Consider the following 16,515-nt stretch of genomic DNA (forward strand, 5'->3'; position numbering starts at 1 on the left):
TGGCCGGTGATGATCATCCTCGCTGCGCTGACACCCCAACCCTTGGGCCGCTGCGCGCCCGGTCCCAAACCCCCCGCTGTCGACTCCGCCGCACCACCGGGTCCTGCCCTGGCCACGGTCGCACGGGTTTCCCCCGGAGCCTCCGGCTCCAAGGCTTTTGACGTTGGGGTTGCACCGGCTCCGGTTGTGCCCTTCATGCCCGCCAAGCCCCACGCGCCCCAACGTTCCACCCCCCCTTCAGGCCCTGCCCGCCTAAAGTTCTTCCCCGCTCTGCCGTAGAAGCAAGACACACGAAACTCCGCGAGGGCACCACCACCATGAGCGACACCGAACGAACGATCCGGGTTGGCGACCACCTGTGGGTGCAGCGCATCGGGTACGAACACCACGGCCTGGCCACCGGGCGAGGCACGGTGGTCCAGTATTCAGGAAAAGACGGGTTGTTCGACGACGGTGTGATCGAGGAGGTGCCCCTTTCCCGATTCGCCAAGGGCCGCAAGGTCCGCTTCGTCGATCACCCCACCCGGTTGCACTCCCGGGCGGAAAGCGTCATGCGCGCCCGCCAACGGATCGATGAACGGGAGTACAACCTGGTGTTCAACAACTGCGAGCATTTCGTCTGGTGGTGCATCGAGGACAAACACACGAGCGCGCAGGTGAACCGCACGGTGGCCCGCACGGGCAACGTCGCCGCCACGGCCACCATGTTCCGCTGGTATCAGACGAGCCGCCTGGCCGGTGACGTGGTGATCACCGGTCGCACGGTCCAAACCGCGTCGCAGGTCTACCGTGCCGGTCGCATGGTTCAAGCCGCCTCGAGCGCGATGAAAGCCGGGCAGACCGTGCAGACGGCGTCGTCCATGCTGAACGCAGGGCGTACCGCAGCGCTGGCGGCGGAGCTGCTCCCCACGGTGAGCACCGCCCTGGGAACGTCTGCAGCCCCAGCGGCCAGCGCAGCGCTCGGACCCGTCGTCAGCGGGTTGACCAGCGCAGGGCTCACCAGCACGTTGCTCGGTGGAGCGGGCGCCACCGCCGTTGGCCTGACCGCCCCGGTCAGTGTCCCGGTCCTCGCGGTTGCCGCCGCCGTGGGCCTGGCGGTGGGTGCGCTCTGGAGCATTTTCGACTGAGCAGAGCTGGGTGGTGGGGTTGCAGGACAGCACTGGCCTGGGCCATCTGGGTCATGCTGGTCGCCCGCACCGCTCCACCCCGTGCCAGGGCACTGCCCCACCCGATCGCCGACTCGGTCCTACTCCCCTCGCCGTGTCCTCCGGGGCCCCGTGGGCAACGCTGCTAGACGTGCAGCCTGGTGCACGTGGTTCTCGTACCCACGATGGTCCCCTGGTGTCACCGGGACGGCCATGCGCCGCCCGTTGGGGGCCGTGAGCTTACCGTGTGTTTTCCCCTTCCTGAAGGGTCCAGCCCTGCTGGACCAACCCCGCTATGTGACGGTTCAGGTCCTTGTTCTGGGTGAAACGATGGTCGCTCATGGTCTCGTGTCCGCGAAACGGAGCGGGAGGCTCCGGTACGGACAAGCCCACCGTTTTTGCGATGGGCCCAGGCTGCAACGGTGCTGCTGCGGGCTACGCCAGTTCGAGTTCGTCCTCGCAGATGAGGTTGCCTTCGTCGTCGTAAGGGCACGGGCCTTCCGGCGTGTTCGGGAACGCGTGGACGGTCGCCATCAGCTTGTTCCAGACGCTCTCGTCCCCGTTGTACTTCGGGGGCTCGCGTTGCACGTCCACCCATTCGCCCGTTTGGGATTCGCGCACCTGACGGACGTACGAAAACGTGCCATGGTCGGCGACGTTGCTGTAATCGACCGCGAACAGCACACCCAGGAGGCTTTCGGCCCGGGACAGAACGACGTCCCGCCGTGTGTCCTGGATGACTGTTCCGTCCAGCGTGACGAAACGAACGAGGTTACGGATGTTCGACGGAGCCTTCCCATTCGCACGAAGGACTGGGGTGGCAACGGGTTGGGCTTGGATGGCGGCTTGCATGGTCTGACTCCTCGAGGGTTGGGCTTGCACGTCGCGTTGCCCTATGAACCATCATCGCTCTAGCGCGGGGTCGTGTAAAACGCACTTGTAATATTTATGATGACCGCATGCGATTTACGGATTGTATTTTTTGATCGCACCGCTGTTCGCTATAGCTTGCAGGAGTGCCCTGGCACGGGTCGATGGGAGGAGCCGTGGGTGTGGATTTTGGTACCGAAAAGCCCACCGTTTTCGCGATGGGCCCCTAGTGCAGCGTGGAGGGGGGTGCCAATGCACCCATCAACACTTGGCCGCCTCAGGCCTTCACGCCCCCTTCGGCTCCTGGCCTGGGCCAGCCTCCCCCGCTTGCGGTCCACGCCCCGCTCCTGCCCCCGGCGCCGTTCGGGTTTGGACCAGGCCCTCCGGGCCCAGGTGTTTGCGCCGGTGCCGGTTTTTCCCCGCGTCCCGGCTTTCCTCCTCCACCACCGCACGCACCACACCCCCCACACACCATCACGTCATGCCAGGCAAAAGCCCACCTCTCGGTGGGCCCCTGTCTGCATCGGCTTCCGTCCAGCCTTCCCGCTCAGTACCCCAGCAGGTTCGCCACGTTGGGAACGCCCAGGCCCGTCGCCTCGTCGTAGCCAGGGCCTGCGGAGCAAACGTTGCACGTGCCGTCGGATCCAGCGGTCACGGGGTAGAACCCACTCGCGGAGCTTTGGAACAACGCAACCTGGTAGAGCAAACCGTTCAGCCCGCTGTTCTGGATCAACGTGCTCTGCAGGTTGCCACCGCTTGCCCCCTGGGCCTGCGCAAGCCCCGCGGTGATCGCGGCCCAGGCCGGCGCGCCTTCGCTGCTGCCGCCAGCGCCGTACCAGCCGCCTTTCATGACGATGCCGATGGGGCTGTTGTCCACGTCGGCGTTGAACGCCACGTCCGGGATCCCCCGCTGCGTGCTGTTCAAGCTGAGCACCGGGTCGTTCGTCGTCTGCATGAACGTGGTCTGGAACAACGGCATCGCTTCGTCCAGGCTCGTGCCGCCACCACCGCTCGACCACACCGTGTCCAGGGATCCGCTTGATGGGTTGGCCAAGCTGTTCATCGTCGTACCGCCCACGCCGGTTACATACGGCGAGGCTGCAGGGTAGCCCTGGTTCGTGCCGGTGTTGCCATCGTCCCCCGCCGCTGCGAAGAACGCGATCTGCGGGTGCGCCTGGAAGAACCCATCGAACGCGGGGCAGACCTCCGTCTGGAACTCGGGCGCGGACCAGCTCATGCTCACCGCCGTCACGCCCGGCACGTTGACCGCCTGGGCCAGGGCCGCCCAAAGGTCGGAGAGCGCTGCGCTGCCCGTTTGAATCAGGACGATCTTGGCCTGGGGGGCGATCGCGTGGACCCACTCCACGTCCATGCTGACCTCCAGCACCCAGTCGTCGTTCGCCGGGGGCGTGACCCCGGTGCCCAGGTTCGTCAACGTGAGGCACCCGTTCGACGTCGTGCAGCTCGGCAGGTTGTAGAACGTGTCGAACGTGGCCAGGTCGCTGCTGATGTCCCCGGAGCTGGGCCCGTCCACGATGACGATCGTCTGGCCTGCCCCGTTGAGCCCTGCGGGCACGTTGTAGTGCGTCAGCACGTCCGTGGGCGAAAGCGTGCCACCGATGCCGGTTCCGGTCACGCCCTGGCCCTTGGCCACCACGGCGTTCTGGACCACCTGCGGCTGGAATCCGGTGCCCTGCCGCATGAAGCGGTTCGCCTTCACGCTGCGCAACATGCTGGGCGTGGGCGCATTGCCCAAGGCTTTCCAGCGGATGGCCGGGGTGGCCACCAGAGCGCTGGGCACGCCGATCCCGCTGGGGTTCGTCTGCGTGGTGGTCACACCGTTGCAGAAGCTGGGCGGTGCGTAGCCCGGTGCGGTGTATGGGGTGATGCTCGGGGACGGTGCCGGGTTGGACGACGTGGGGCCGCTCGGCGCGCTGGGGTCGGACGGTGCCGACGGCGAGGACGGACCGCTGGGCGCCGTGGGCGGGGTGGGATCCGTGATGGGGTCCGCCGGCGGCGTCGGGGTAGGAGTCGGCGTGGGCGTCGGAGCGGGGGTCGGGGTCGGCGTGGGATCAGCGACCGGCGAGGACGCGGGAACCGGCACGTCCACCGGCGTGCTGGTGGGGTTGTTGTTCGACGGGGCCGGCTTCGAACCACCACCGCCGCCACCGCATGCGGTGAGGGAGACCACCACCAGGCCGGCGGCCAGGTTTGCTGCAAGTTTGCTGAACATGAACGTTGCTCCTCTGACGTGAAAGGCGCGGGGCCCTGTACGTCAGAACCCATCGTTTTGCGATGGGCCCTGGGTCAACGTTGGTGGGGGTGGTGCTTACACGGTTTCCGGCAACACCACGTCGGAGAACAACCCGGCGATGGTGTCGTCGATCTTGTACACGGGTACCTCTGACACCTTCCGGAGTGCTTCAAGGCCCACCCCGGTCTTGGCCTTGATGCGCTTGTAAGCCGTAGCCCACTCCTCCAGCAGGAAGCTCAGGCCGTGGTCGCCTCGGCCAGCCTTGCCTGACGCATTGGCATGCGCCACCATGCCGGCGACAACACCAAGCGTGCCTTGCGTAGCAAGCACATGGTCATGCCGTTCCAGCAGCGTCCGAACCAGCAGCTCGGTTGTCATGCCGATCAGATCCGCATGCCCCGAAGCTTCCGCCGTATGAACCGCTTTGATCAGGCGAGCTACTTTGGCGGCCTGTTCTTTATTGCCATCCTCGAAAGCCCGTTCGGCGACACGGAAGATCTCGCGTTCGATGTTGTGCCGCTTGGTGTCCGTGCCCAGGGCTTTGTCGAGTGCCGCGTTCAGTGTTGCGAACCCGCTCTTCTCGTCCTCCTCCACCGCCCCACCCACGGTGCCGGCCACACGGTTGACCTTCACCATGTGTTCCACGTTCTCGACCGTCACGCTCACGATCGCGGTGGCATCAAACGCCATGTTCATGGTGTCGCTGCGCGATTTGCGGTAATCCACCGCCACGACGAACATGCTGATGAAGGTTTCAACGTTTTTCAGGGGGGTGGTGGTGGCGATCATGGGAGGCTCCGGGGGTTGGGTTTGGGGAAGTGCGTTGCGCATTCCCTATAAGACCAGGATACAAAAACCACGCACATAAACAACAGCGGTAAGCAGGTTTTATGTGGTAAAAACAATGGTATTTTTCTATGGGTCGCGTCTTTCTATAGTCGTGCTATGGCACGGTTTAACATCCGCTTTGAGGCGAGGTCTACCTCCGGATCGTGGCCCCGCTTCGTCCGCTTCGCGGCACCCGGGGCGAGTGGGCCTCGTGCCCAGAAAGGGGTTGGGGTTTGCACGGGTTCCGGTGGTCCCCGCACCCCGGTTCAGCCCTTGGCCTGGATCGTGTCGCGTTCCCGCTTCAACGCCTGGACGGTCTTCGCGCTGTAGCGCCAGTAGCGCCCGATTCGAACCCGGTCCAAGCGGCCATGCTCGGCGAGCCAAGGGACGCTGCTCCGTGTCGCCAAGCCCAGGGCGTCCGCCACCTCCTGGGTGCTGAGCGTGCCCGGCAGGCGGTGATCATGCTTCGCCCGCGAGGCCAGGAAACGGTCCAGCTCGGTCACGTGAAACCGGCGCCGGCCGCTCGCATCCACGAACGCCTGCAGCTCGCCACGGGTCACCGCCTCGTTCAGGGTGTTGACGTGCCCGAGCGCGCAATACCGCACGGCCTGGGTCGCGGTGAGGGCCGCCCGCTGCTCCGCCAGGGTGGCCGCGTGGGCCTCCACCGCCTTGCGCGCAAACGCCCAGCGGCCCCGTCCGTCCTTCGTCCCGTGCAAGGTCCCGCGCTCCGCCCAGTCCAGCACCGTACTGGCCGACACGTCGAGCAGCACCGCTGCCTCGCGCACGCCGACGCTCGAAGTGCCAGCGGCCTGGGCCAGGTAACGGTCCAGCTCCGCCACCGGGACAAACCAAGTGCCCCGGGCGTCCTGCACACCGTGCACCTCGCCCGCCTGGATTTTCCGCCACACCCCGGCCCTGCTGGTTCGGGCCAGGCCCAGGTAGACGGCGGCGTCGGGCAGACCCAGGCTGGGCCTTCCTTCGATGATGATGGGGGTCGCGCGAGCGCGTGCGGTCATGGTGTAAATCCCTCGAACGATGCGTGAAGAGTCGGGCCTGGGCCCGGTTACGACAAAACCCGCGTTGCCGCGGGCCTTGGAGGAGGTATCGGTCACTCGCTGGTCACGCCTTCCTCGATCGTGATGCCCGCCGGCGACGTGTCCCAGAAATCGCTGAGCGCTTCCCGGGTGAACCAGAAGCGATCGCCGCTCGCGTCACGGACCACCAGGCAGGCCAGATCACCCCGGTCCATGCCTTGGCGGAGAAACTCCGTCGAAACGCACAGGTGGTGCCCCGCCTCCACCAGCGTCAGCACCTCCTGCAGGGGCCGGGGCTGCGCTGCACTCTGCTCGAACGCGAGGATGCCTTGCGCCGCGGCGTGGACCATGCGGTCGAGCAATGATCGCTTGAACTCGGCCACCATGGCCATCGGGTCCTTGCGGTCGCCATGGTCCAGCGCGTCCATCGCCTCCACGTAGTCCTGCACCAGTTGCAACTCCAACTGGCCCACCGCTTCGTCGAGATTGAACCGATCGTCCACGCTGAAGGTCGCCCCTTGGTCCAGCGGGTACACCACCACGTTGCCCACCTCGTCCCGATGGAACCAAACCACGTGCTCGTGATGGCCCGCGGTGACACCCACCACGGCAATGGGCTGTTCGACCGTCTCGCCGTTCTCGTCCAGGGACGACAAGAGCTTGAACGTCACGCTGCGGAGAACCCGCGCGCCGGTGATCCCATGCGCACGGAAGTCCTCGTTGGATCCGTAGAACCTGGTGAAGCCGTATCGCGTGGGACCATCGGACGACGAGAGGGCCCCGATGTGGTCCGCACCAACCCGGGCCGTGGTGGTGCGGAAGGAGCGCTTCTCGCGCTGGAAAGGTTGATCGAACATCGCGGTCATGGCGGTAGGTCCTCCTGGCATTGGGTCGCGGTATGCGGTCCCTCGTACGCGGAAACCCGCGTTGCCGCGGGCCCAGTGAAACGGTGGTGTCGGGGTTCGCTTACAGACGTGCGCGGCTCCGGGTTTCGAGCGCCACGCCTCCGCTGGCTGATGCCGCCGCGGCGCGCAGTTCAGAGGTCTCGATGTAGCGCTTCAGCGCCTTGCCTTCCTTGGTGTCGGCGTAGGCCTCGCTGGTCAGCCGCTTGATGGGGCTGGCTTTGCCACGAAGCGTCGCGTGAATCTTGTTCGAGGAGAACTCGTCCACCTCCACCTCGTCGCTGATCAGCATCACGCCGTTCGCGTTCTTTTCGACCAGGGCCAGGTAGTAGGTCTTTTCAACGTCGGTGAAGTGCGTGGACTTGCGCTTGTAAGCCACACGGTATTGGTAGAGCACCACGCTGGCGTCACCGACGTCCAGGACGTCGTAGAGCGCAACGTTGCGGGCCTCGAATCCGCCGCGACGGTTCAGGCTTTCGATGCCGGTGTTGCAATCGAGGAGGATGGCGCCGTAGAGGTTGCCCAGGTGGGCGTTGCCGTGGGTGGTGATGGCACTGTAGCCGTCCCGGGTGTTGGCGAACAGGTCCGGGAACATCTGATCTTTCAAAGTTGCCATGGTCTTGCTCCTGAGGTTGATGGCATTGCGATGCGCGCTGCCTACAAGACCAGGATACAAAAACCATGCAAACAATCAACAGCGGTAAACGGGATTTATGCGGTAAAAACGCAGGTATTTTGCAGTATCCGACGAACGGTCTACCTGTGCCCATGCACACCTTAAACCATGTGCCGTTTTCATTCCCCTGGCGGCGGTTGACCTCCTGTTCACGGTCTTGCTCCACCGCTTGCGGCCTGGGCCCCGCCTCTCCCGCTTCGCGGCTTCGGGGCGGTTGCCCGGGTTCAAAAGAAAGGGACCGCAAGGTCCCCAGGTTCTGATGCGCTTGTTCTGTCTTTCGCTTACAGCCTGCGCCGTCCCAACGCCACCGGTTCGGCCTGGCCCCGGGCCTGCTGCTCGAGCGCCACCTGCTGGGCCACCTGCTGCAACGCCCGGCGCTCCACCAGGACTCGCACCTGGTCCTCGTCCAGGATTTTGACCTTCGCCGCGGTCGCGCTCGGCTGGGTCGGCATGTACGAGCGCTCCTCCAGCACCTGCTTCACGCGTGCCCGGTCCGCTTGGGTAACGCCCGTGCCGGACTGGTAAAGCGTGAAACCCTGCGGGCGCTCCCCGTTCTGGTACATGGCATAACTCTGCGGAAAGTGCTGGTCGTAGTCTTGCGACATCGCCTCGTCCGTCGCCTCGTCGCTGTAATGCCGCATGAACAGGAGCTGCGGAATCTGCTCGCCGGCGCTGCGCACGTCGTCGATGAACCGGACGTGGTGGCCCCCCTCCTGGTCTTTCGACCAACCCGGCCCGCTGAAGCGCCCGATGATTCGTTCAAGCTGCACCGCCGATGGCCCGTCGATCCAGCCGACGACGAGGTTGGGCGGTGCAAAGTTCTGGTGCAACGTGTCCTGCTCCCGGTCCCTGAACGTGAACTCGAGGCCGGGGAATGCTTCGCTCATCGCGTCCCGGACCATGCCCAACACTTCGGCACGCGTCGGAGTCCGTTTCGGAAGTTCGTTTATGCCTGCCTCAAGATCGTCGTCCATGCCATGCCCTCCAGGTGTGTTGTCCAACCGTCGAACCCGGCGGTGCCCCTCACCTGCAGGTTGGGTTCGCCGCGATCATGGACCACCGTAACGCCCCGTCCGGAAAAGTCAAACGCACCCGGTCCAGGCCCGCCCCATCTCCTGGCCAGGGTCGTTCCAGGCTCCCATGGAGCACCCTGGACAGCCCTTGGCCCCAGCGGGCAAAGCCTTTCTCCTTTCTTTGTCCAGGGTGTCCAGGCTAAACCCACGAAATCAGGTAAACCATGCAAAGCCCATCCCATCCTGGGATCCGCCCTTCACCCTCTGCTGTACGCACGCCGGCACCAGCCGGAAAACAGTTGGACACCTGGACAGCCCGGACACGGGATCCGACTGGCCCACGGGGCAAGCCTCCGGCGGATGCCGGCGTGGCCAGGCTAGAGACGAATGGGGTTGGACGTGAGAACGGGAGAGCCCGGACAGGGGGGCGCGCGATCAGCGCGACGCGCGCTTCTGTTTGAGCGCTTCCAGGTCCGCGCGACGCACCAGGCGGCGGCCTCCGATCTGCACCGTGGGCAGGCTCCCGCGGTTAACGCCAATGTGTACCGCCTGACGCGTCACGCCCAGCTCACGCGCGACGTCCGAGGGGGTCAACATGTCCTGGCTCAACGCCTCGCGCAGTGCGTTCTGGCGCTGGTGTTCGGCTTGCCGATTCTGACGCCGGCGCTCCTTCTCGAACGGGTCGTCCTCGGTAGCTGCACGCTGCACGCGCAACGCTTCGACGGATTCCGCGGTGACGTAGTGCTTCGGCGAGCCCGGGTTCGTGGCCCTTTCAACGGCGGCGCTTCGGGTCAGCCGTGAAGCACGCAGAAGCTGAAGGACGCGCCCTTCACCCAGCCCCAGGAGCTGGGCCGCCTGCTTGACGGTCAACGGGATGGACGTGGCGGTGGTCATGGGCGGATCCGGTTCGGAGGAAGTTGGTGTACCCAAATGCCAGCCCGTGAGGACTGGCCTTGGAATGAACGTTCGAACCCGTCGATCAGGCGGTGGCGGTGATGCTCTCCGTCAGCGCCGCCTTGAGGTGCGCGACCAACGCCTGGTGCAGGGCCTCGATGTCGTCGGGCATGGCCCACTCATTGTCCTCGTGATCTTCCTCGGTGTACTCGATGCCCAGGTGCTTCTGGACCAGCGCCTGCAGGAGCGCGAAGTATTCCGAATCGGCGGTCACTTTGTTCGAACCCATCTCACCGACGAACTCGTTCGAGGGGACCAACAGGGTGCCGTCCGGTTCTTCTTGCGTGCGCACGATGAAGGTGCGACCGAAAGCTTCAACGGCCAGCTCGTAAAACGTGAAGTAGCCGTCGATGTCCTCGATCCGGTCGCCGTGCTTGTCGAACTCGTTGCTCACATAGTTCTCGACCGAACCGGCGTGGTGCACGTCGATTTTCAGGTCGTCGGCGATGTTGAAAGTTGCGTTCATGGTGGGCTCCTGGGGGTGGTTTTGGCGTTGCGCTCATCGCATTGCCTACACATTTAAGTATCCCGTACTGACTACTGAAGTCAAACTTCATGGGGTTGTATTTTTCGCTTTAGAGCATTGTGCCTAGAGATATTTAGCACGTGCCAAGGCACGGTCAAACCAAGTGCCCGGCCGTGTTCGCGCAGCGATGCCCGGGTGGGGGTTTGGCCGTTGACGTTGAAGGGAACCGGGCCGCTAGGCCCCCGGGTTGGTTCAGACGCTGGTGGGGTGGATGGGTTTTGCGCGCTTCCGACGTGGGGGCTTGAGCCAACGGTCCAGCACCGCCTGCACCACTTTTGCGTCGTCACGCTTGTTGTGCTTGTAGCGCCAGGCCTCGTGCAGCACGTCGCGCAACGGGACACCGTCCACCACCCGGTCCCGGCACCCAAGGGCAAGCAGCAGGTGGGCGGTGTCGAGAACGTGCGAGACATCGAACCGGTCGTCCGTGGGGTCCAGCACACCCAGGGCGTCGATCAGTTCGATCAGCAGACCGTCCAGCTCCGGACGCACGACGTCAGCTTTTGGTGTCACCTCGCGCCAGGCCTGCACGTCCTCGGGTACGCCCCCCGTGTCCGCGAGGTTCACGGCCGCCGGCTGGTAGCCCAGGTCGAATCGCTTCGAAGGGGACACCCCAACCCGGTTCATCCCGTCGTCCTCGGGGCCGCCTTCGAGCAGCCGGAGGACCCGGGCCGCGTTGAAGGTGCGCACCGCGTCGATGACGCGTGCGCGATGGTGCAGCTCGCGCTGGAACTGCTCGTCGAGCTGCTGGAGCGTGGCGCGGGCCGCATCGGCTTTGCGCTGGGTGCGGGCCAAGGCCACGGCCGTTGGGAAAATCAAGGTTCCGGCGGTGCTCACGGAACGCTCCGGGTGCTCCGAGTGTTGCCCGGGAGCCTGAACCGTGTGGGATGCCATAGGCCGCGGCGCGACAGGGGCCACGTGGGCCTGGGCGCTCGTGCCCGGCGGGAGCCAGGACGGCGTCCTGCCCTTCCGGGATTTGGGTTGTTGCATGAACGCGCTGAGATCGTCCCGATGCACGTAGAGCTTGCCGTCGATTTTTTGAGCCTTGAGACGATTCCCGTAGATAAGACGATGAATCGACTGGTTGTGTTTCAAGCCGAGAGCGGTCCTCACCTCATCCACGCCGAGCAGTTCAGCACCGGTCGGAAGCACGCCGCCCGACGGGTACCGGCTGGCCCGGAACGCCTCCAGCGTCGAACGACGAACGTAGTCGCGCTGGCCCTGCTTTACCGTGGCCAGGCTCCCCCGGTTGATGAAGTACGCGATCGACTGCGTTCCGAAACCCAGCTCCTCGGCGACTTGTGCCCGGGTGAGCAACTCGTCCGACGAGCCAGCCTCCTGGGAACCGGTCTGAACGCGTGCCTTGACCTTCGAGAAGCGCTTCCTGGAGGGCGACACCGTTTCGGTGCTGGTGACCACGGGTGCCGGGCCTGGACGGGCCGGCACGGCGGAAAAGTCCGGCTCGCCCGTGCTGCCGAGCCTGAAGCTGACCTCGTTTTGCGGGACGCCCATCGCTGCGGCGATGCCGCGGACGTCGAGTTGAGTGGAAAGCATGGGGTGGTCTCCTCGGGGGGTGGTTTGGCGTTACGCACGATGTTGTGCTGCCTATGCATCGATCTTCGCTCCAGATGGGAATCGTGTAAAACACGGTTGTCATATTTATGATGGACGCATGGCATTTCCGGATTTTATTTTCCGATCGCTTTTCGGTTGCTATAGCAAGCCGTGCCAGGGCACGATTGAAACCCTGAGCACCTGGTGGCCCCTTCCCTTCGGCCACAGGCCCAGGGTCTTGCCCCACCACGACGTGGCCCATGCCCCGCTGCATCCGCTCCGCGGCGCCCGGGGTGGGTGCCCTCGCCTCCGGGTTGTGGTTTGCGCGCTTGTGCCGGTTGTTCCAGACGACGAAAAGGGGCCGCCAGGCCCCCGTGATCTTCTCGCCGGTTCCGGGGTTTCGCCCAGCGTCCCGGCCCTGCTCCTCCCGCTTACGCGCGTTCGACCTTCACGCCACCACGGGGGCCGCGTTCCAGCACAAAGTCCGGGTACTCCACCACCTCGTCCCAGGTGTCCGCGATGTGCAGCGACGCGGTGATGGACTGCCCAAAACGGTCCAGCTCGTCGGCCACGGTGCGGAAGGCGTCGATCGCATCCGCTTTGGTGGTGTGCTTTTCGGCGTCCTCGAGGTCGTCGTCGCCCAGGCGAAGAAAGTAAGCCATCGTGTTCTCCTTGTTCGGTTATCGGTGCAGGCCCTGGGGCCCAGGGCGTTGCGGTTCGTGTGTCGGGTCAGGCGTGGGTCACGCGGACGTTCCACCACTGCCCGTCGGTCGCCGAAAAACGCATGACGATCCGGCATCCGTTCAACACCACCTCTTTGGTGTCGCCGTCCACTGCTGTTCGCTGGTGGGGTGCCTCGGGGGTGCGGGGGAACGCCGCGGTCCGGTCGTTGGTGGTGCTGCTGGTGCGGGTGGTGGTCGTGCGCATGTCTTTCCCCTTCTGTGTCGTTCGGTGCTGTTCGCTGGAGCCTGGCCTCGACGCTGGGGTAGCGATGCCCAGGGCGACGTGCAGGGGCAGGACCTGAGGCCGCAGCCTGACCAACGGGAAGGACCGGGGGATGGGCCTGGCGAAGCGGACCCTTGCGCGGTGAACGGGGTGGAGCTAGGCGTCGAACAAGAGGCCGGCCCGGGGGACATCACCGGGTTGAACGGCAGAACGGGGCGCGCACGGCCACGTTGGTTCCCGCAGCAGTGGCATCACGGCACGGGGCAGCGGGCCCGTGCTCGGTCGGCGCAGGGGCGACCCTGGATGGGGTTGGGGGGAAAGGCTTGAGGGTGCTGGGGTCGGACGTGGGATGGTGCCAGGGCACGGGGAACAACGGAAGGATGGGCCCAGGCGCGCAAAGCCCGCCATGGTGGCGGGCCAGTTACGCCCTGCAGCGCCGTCTCACGTGCTGCTCATGCTGCACGGTCTTCCCCCCGCGCTGCCTTCAGGTGCGCCGCTTCGCGTGCTGCCTGCGCTGCACGTTCTTGCCTTACGTCCTTCATTATCGCCAGGTACACCTTCCGCTTCCGCAAATAGATGATGTCGAGCTTCAGGGTGTCGTAGTCGAGGGCGATGAAGAGCAGGAGGAAAACGGTCACCAACAGTTGTACCCAGACCGGCATCTTCCAGAGCCAGGAGCCCACCACGAGTACCCCCAACGTCAAAACGGCGTTGATGATCTTCGACAGGTCCGATTTGTGTTCCTGCGCCGGGTCCAGCTTCACCGCCAACGACGCGCCACTGATGACGACGAAGACGACCAGCAGGGCCACGTTGATAAGGTGCAAGGTTTGCATGATTCCTCCTTTTGAAATGGCCCGCGCAACGGGGTGGGCGACCGTGGTCCAGATCTAGCAGCATCCTGGAGCGTGTCAAGCCGTGCGTTGGCACGGCCCTGACCACGCTTCAACGTTTCGGTGTGGGGCCCCGTCGCACCGGGCCGGACCTGCTCGCGAGCAACGCCTCGACGTCGGCACGGGCCACCCGCTTGGCCGCCTTGCGGTAAGGCCGGGCCACCAGTACGCCGCGCTCCACCAGGTGGGTGACGGACGACGCGTTGGCGTAGCCCAGCAGGACCGCCGCCTCGTGGAGCGTCATGAGGTCACGGTCGTCCTGCTGCCGCTGGGCGTCGTAGGCGCTCACGTCCTCCGAACGGAATACACGGCCCTGCCCGTCCAGGGTCGAAGGGATCCGCCCGCTCACCGCCAGGGCGCGGACGTGCGTGCGGGACCAGTTCAGCAGGGCCGCGACATCGCGGGTTCGCAGCAGGGTCTGGGCGATGGGGTGGGCGGTGGTCATGAGGTTCGGCTCAATACACCGATTCGTTCACCTCGGCGATGAGGCACGCGATGGCTTCACGGCCCACCGCCTTGATCTTCTGAAGCACGTCACGCATGAGGTGGTCCTCGTTGTGCAAGGTGTGCTCCACCAGCCGTTCCAGCAACCGGTATGCGTCGTTCGTAACGCCCTCATGGTCACCAAAGCCCTGATGGTCCCCAAACGTTTCGTCGAAGCTGGTGTGTTCCTTGCCCGCGTGCGAGTGGTACTGGACGGAATACTGGGACCCGTCGGCCAGCGTCACGTCGATGGGGACCCGGATGACCATGTGGTCATGGCTCATACGAAGAGGGGAGCCCGGCTTGGTGGTGACGATGGCGGACGCGCTGGAGAGGGTGCGGGTGCGGGTCATGATGGTGAATCTCCAAGGGGTTGGGATGGCGTCGCCTTGCGACGCTGCCTACCCCTTCAGTACTAGCGGGTCCCTAGGTGATTGCAATATCTAAAACACCCCTTCGCGTAAATAAATCTGGGCCACCACCGCCTTGCGTCCCTACAGCCGTCGCCGTGCCACACCACGGGGACAAGCCTGGCCCTCCCCTCGGGTTCGGCCTGGGCCACCGCTTCGCGGAACACCTGCGCTTCGCGTCGCTGGTCTCTCACGCGGACACGCTCCTGGACCGCCTCGTGCGAGGCCTGGCGCTGCGTGTGGACCACGGGTCCGAGGCATACGGGGCATTGGGATTTGAAGGTCACAGGCGCCTCCGTGCACGGGGTTGAACCGGGGGCGCGTCCGCCATGGCGGCGTCGGCGACCTCGCGAAGCCGGGCCTGCACCAGGCGAAGCTGGTACGCGTGGCAGTACGCGCGGATTTTCCCAGCCTGATCGTTCATGACGGCCCCGGGCATCGCGAACTTGTCAACGATGGGTTCCGGATCCAGGCCCGCCTGGACGATCAACTCGAACAGCTCGAAATGGCTGCACAAGAGCGCGGTGTGCCCAGCGGTCCACCGGAGGTGATCCTTGTGCCGTACGTCGATGCCGGCGTCGATCAGGACTTGGGCGGTCACAATGTAGCCGGCGTTCGCGGCCTCATGCAGAGCGGTTTCTTGCGTCCCGGTGAGCGCGTTGATCGGGGCCCCGTGCGCCACCAGGTAAGTCACGATGCGGGCGGTCTCCTCGTCGCTGTGCCGTTTGCTTGCGATGATGCTGCAGAGGATCGGACCGCTGTCCAGGAGCCCGTTCTGAACGTCCACGCCAACGTCGGTCCCGGCTTCGACCACACGTTCGAGATGGCGGCGTGACCTCCAGACGTCATGGAGCATGCCGCTCAAACGTTGGCGTGCACGCCAACGTCGGTTCGGACGGCGGCGCCCGTAGGCCAGGACGTCGTTGATGCGGGTGTTGAATCGGTGCTCGATGTAACGCGTAAGAAGGGCCCGGTGCGCGATCGCGCGCCCCTGGTTGAAATCTCCCGCCTCTTCGTTCGCAGGGTCGGACAGTGCGGCAAGACTGTTGACGGTGAAACAGTGCGGGGCATGGTAGTCCAGGATGTCCAGAACCCGCCACGCATGGTCGATGTCGAGCAGGCCCTTCACTGGAGGCAGGTCGTCCCTGCTGTATTGTCCTGTCGGCCGGAAACGTTCCCGCGGGTCGCCCCCGGGAAGGTTTCGAAAGATACTCCACCACACTGGGTTTTCGCAGGAATCGTGCAGATCGACGTCGCGCGACACCGCCGCGCTGAGCATCGCATCGAGGAAGGCCTCCTGGCCCGGCACGACCAGCGAGGTCGTCCAGCGAAGGAAGTGGGCGAACAAACCGTCGCCGTCCCAACCGCTGTCGAGCAATGCCACCAGGGTCGTCAGCGTCGCACGTTCGTCCGGACTCACCACCACCGCGTGCTGGCCATGCTTCACCATCGGTGCCGGCGGGACGAACCGGTCCAGGCGATCGCACCAGCCCGCCCACTGCTGCTCCGCCTGCTGCGCTTCGGCGATTCTGTCCCGCTTGCTTTCAAGGTCTCGGAACGCCTCGTACATCGTGATGCGTTCATTTTCCGTGAACGTTTTCGTGCCGCAAAACGGGAGATCGCGGGCCCCGGCCAGGACCGCCTCACCATAGGCCGTCTCGCAAGGCGTGCAGGTCCAGGTGTCCTGGCGTTCGTCGAACGACACGGGGCCTTCGCACGACGGGCACCAAGGCCTGAAGCCTGGTGGTTCGATGGCGATCCACGACCAGTCCTCCGCCTCGGAAAGCTCGATCCGACGCTGCTTCCGGGCCTCACGCAACCATTCCAGCCGCCCATCGCTTCCAGGCGGGTGCCTCAGGTAACCCGGACTCGTACGCAGGTTGGCGAGGTAAGTCTGGTAAGCCTGGTTCATGGGATTTCCTTGGATGTCGTTGTCGATCCCAAGGTACTAGCGGATCCCGCGGCGAGGTCAAGGTTTGGCGATGCGATTTTGGGGGCGCGGCGCTCTGCCGTTGGAGTTGTGCCCTGGCA

17 protein-coding genes are annotated in these 16,515 nt (G+C 65.1%); 1 reads left to right on the top strand and 16 read right to left on the bottom strand.

Annotated features, from left to right (window positions below; genetic code table 11):
• Nucleotides 1-317 precede the first annotated feature (317 nt).
• Nucleotides 318-1,127, top strand: a complete 810-nt coding sequence (locus BLQ92_RS15265) for a lecithin retinol acyltransferase family protein (RefSeq protein ID WP_090685369.1) — start codon at nucleotides 318-320, stop codon at nucleotides 1,125-1,127.
• Nucleotides 1,128-1,580: 453 nt separating this feature from the next.
• Here the strand turns inward: BLQ92_RS15265 and BLQ92_RS15270 are convergent, their stop codons facing one another.
• The 16 genes from BLQ92_RS15270 to BLQ92_RS15355 form a co-directional block, all read right to left on the bottom strand.
• Nucleotides 1,581-1,997 (bottom strand): hypothetical protein, encoded by a 417-nt coding sequence (locus BLQ92_RS15270; RefSeq protein ID WP_090685370.1) that lies wholly within the window; start codon nucleotides 1,995-1,997, stop codon nucleotides 1,581-1,583.
• 565 nt (nucleotides 1,998-2,562) lie between these two features.
• Nucleotides 2,563-4,248 carry a S53 family peptidase gene (locus BLQ92_RS15275; RefSeq protein WP_176860746.1) on the bottom strand — a complete coding sequence of 562 codons (1,686 nt, stop codon included), beginning with the start codon at nucleotides 4,246-4,248 and terminating at the stop codon, nucleotides 2,563-2,565.
• A gap of 96 nt (nucleotides 4,249-4,344) precedes the next feature.
• Nucleotides 4,345-5,058 carry a hypothetical protein gene (locus BLQ92_RS15285; RefSeq protein WP_090685372.1) on the bottom strand — a complete coding sequence of 238 codons (714 nt, stop codon included), beginning with the start codon at nucleotides 5,056-5,058 and terminating at the stop codon, nucleotides 4,345-4,347.
• A 305-nt stretch (nucleotides 5,059-5,363) separates the two neighbouring features.
• Complete coding sequence (locus tag BLQ92_RS15290) at nucleotides 5,364-6,113, bottom strand: helix-turn-helix domain-containing protein (protein ID WP_143016588.1); 750 nt, start codon at nucleotides 6,111-6,113, stop codon at nucleotides 5,364-5,366.
• 92 nt (nucleotides 6,114-6,205) lie between these two features.
• Nucleotides 6,206-6,997: a hypothetical protein gene (locus tag BLQ92_RS15295; RefSeq protein ID WP_090685374.1), complete on the bottom strand. Its 792-nt coding sequence runs from the start codon at nucleotides 6,995-6,997 to the stop codon at nucleotides 6,206-6,208.
• Between the two features lie 100 nt (nucleotides 6,998-7,097).
• Complete coding sequence (locus BLQ92_RS15300; protein ID WP_090685375.1) at nucleotides 7,098-7,649, bottom strand: hypothetical protein; 552 nt, start codon at nucleotides 7,647-7,649, stop codon at nucleotides 7,098-7,100.
• Nucleotides 7,650-7,990: 341 nt separating this feature from the next.
• Entirely contained in the window at nucleotides 7,991-8,683 is a 693-nt protein-coding gene (locus BLQ92_RS15305; RefSeq protein WP_090685376.1) for a hypothetical protein, read from the bottom strand.
• A gap of 474 nt (nucleotides 8,684-9,157) precedes the next feature.
• Nucleotides 9,158-9,616: a helix-turn-helix domain-containing protein gene (locus BLQ92_RS15310; RefSeq protein ID WP_090685377.1), complete on the bottom strand. Its 459-nt coding sequence runs from the start codon at nucleotides 9,614-9,616 to the stop codon at nucleotides 9,158-9,160.
• A gap of 85 nt (nucleotides 9,617-9,701) precedes the next feature.
• Entirely contained in the window at nucleotides 9,702-10,142 is a 441-nt protein-coding gene (locus tag BLQ92_RS15315) for a hypothetical protein (RefSeq protein WP_090685378.1), read from the bottom strand.
• Nucleotides 10,143-10,394: 252 nt separating this feature from the next.
• The gene (locus BLQ92_RS15320) at nucleotides 10,395-11,753 is read right to left on the bottom strand and encodes a helix-turn-helix domain-containing protein (RefSeq protein ID WP_090685379.1); all 1,359 of its coding nucleotides are present in this window, start codon (nucleotides 11,751-11,753) and stop codon (nucleotides 10,395-10,397) included.
• Between the two features lie 431 nt (nucleotides 11,754-12,184).
• A complete protein-coding gene (locus BLQ92_RS15325; RefSeq protein WP_090685380.1) occupies nucleotides 12,185-12,415 on the bottom strand; it encodes a hypothetical protein in 231 nt (76 codons plus the stop codon).
• Nucleotides 12,416-12,482: 67 nt separating this feature from the next.
• Entirely contained in the window at nucleotides 12,483-12,680 is a 198-nt protein-coding gene (locus BLQ92_RS15330; protein ID WP_090685381.1) for a hypothetical protein, read from the bottom strand.
• A 470-nt stretch (nucleotides 12,681-13,150) separates the two neighbouring features.
• Nucleotides 13,151-13,534, bottom strand: coding sequence for a hypothetical protein (locus BLQ92_RS15335; protein WP_090685382.1), 384 nt, complete (start codon nucleotides 13,532-13,534; stop codon nucleotides 13,151-13,153).
• Between the two features lie 109 nt (nucleotides 13,535-13,643).
• Nucleotides 13,644-14,036 carry a helix-turn-helix domain-containing protein gene (locus BLQ92_RS15340; protein ID WP_090685383.1) on the bottom strand — a complete coding sequence of 131 codons (393 nt, stop codon included), beginning with the start codon at nucleotides 14,034-14,036 and terminating at the stop codon, nucleotides 13,644-13,646.
• A 10-nt stretch (nucleotides 14,037-14,046) separates the two neighbouring features.
• Nucleotides 14,047-14,427: a hypothetical protein gene (locus BLQ92_RS15345; RefSeq protein ID WP_090685384.1), complete on the bottom strand. Its 381-nt coding sequence runs from the start codon at nucleotides 14,425-14,427 to the stop codon at nucleotides 14,047-14,049.
• A 340-nt stretch (nucleotides 14,428-14,767) separates the two neighbouring features.
• Nucleotides 14,768-16,396 carry an ankyrin repeat domain-containing protein gene (locus BLQ92_RS15355; RefSeq protein WP_090685386.1) on the bottom strand — a complete coding sequence of 543 codons (1,629 nt, stop codon included), beginning with the start codon at nucleotides 16,394-16,396 and terminating at the stop codon, nucleotides 14,768-14,770.
• Nucleotides 16,397-16,515 lie beyond the last annotated feature (119 nt).

It is taken from the genome of Paraburkholderia phenazinium (assembly GCF_900100735.1).
Classification (GTDB): domain Bacteria; phylum Pseudomonadota; class Gammaproteobacteria; order Burkholderiales; family Burkholderiaceae; genus Paraburkholderia; species Paraburkholderia phenazinia.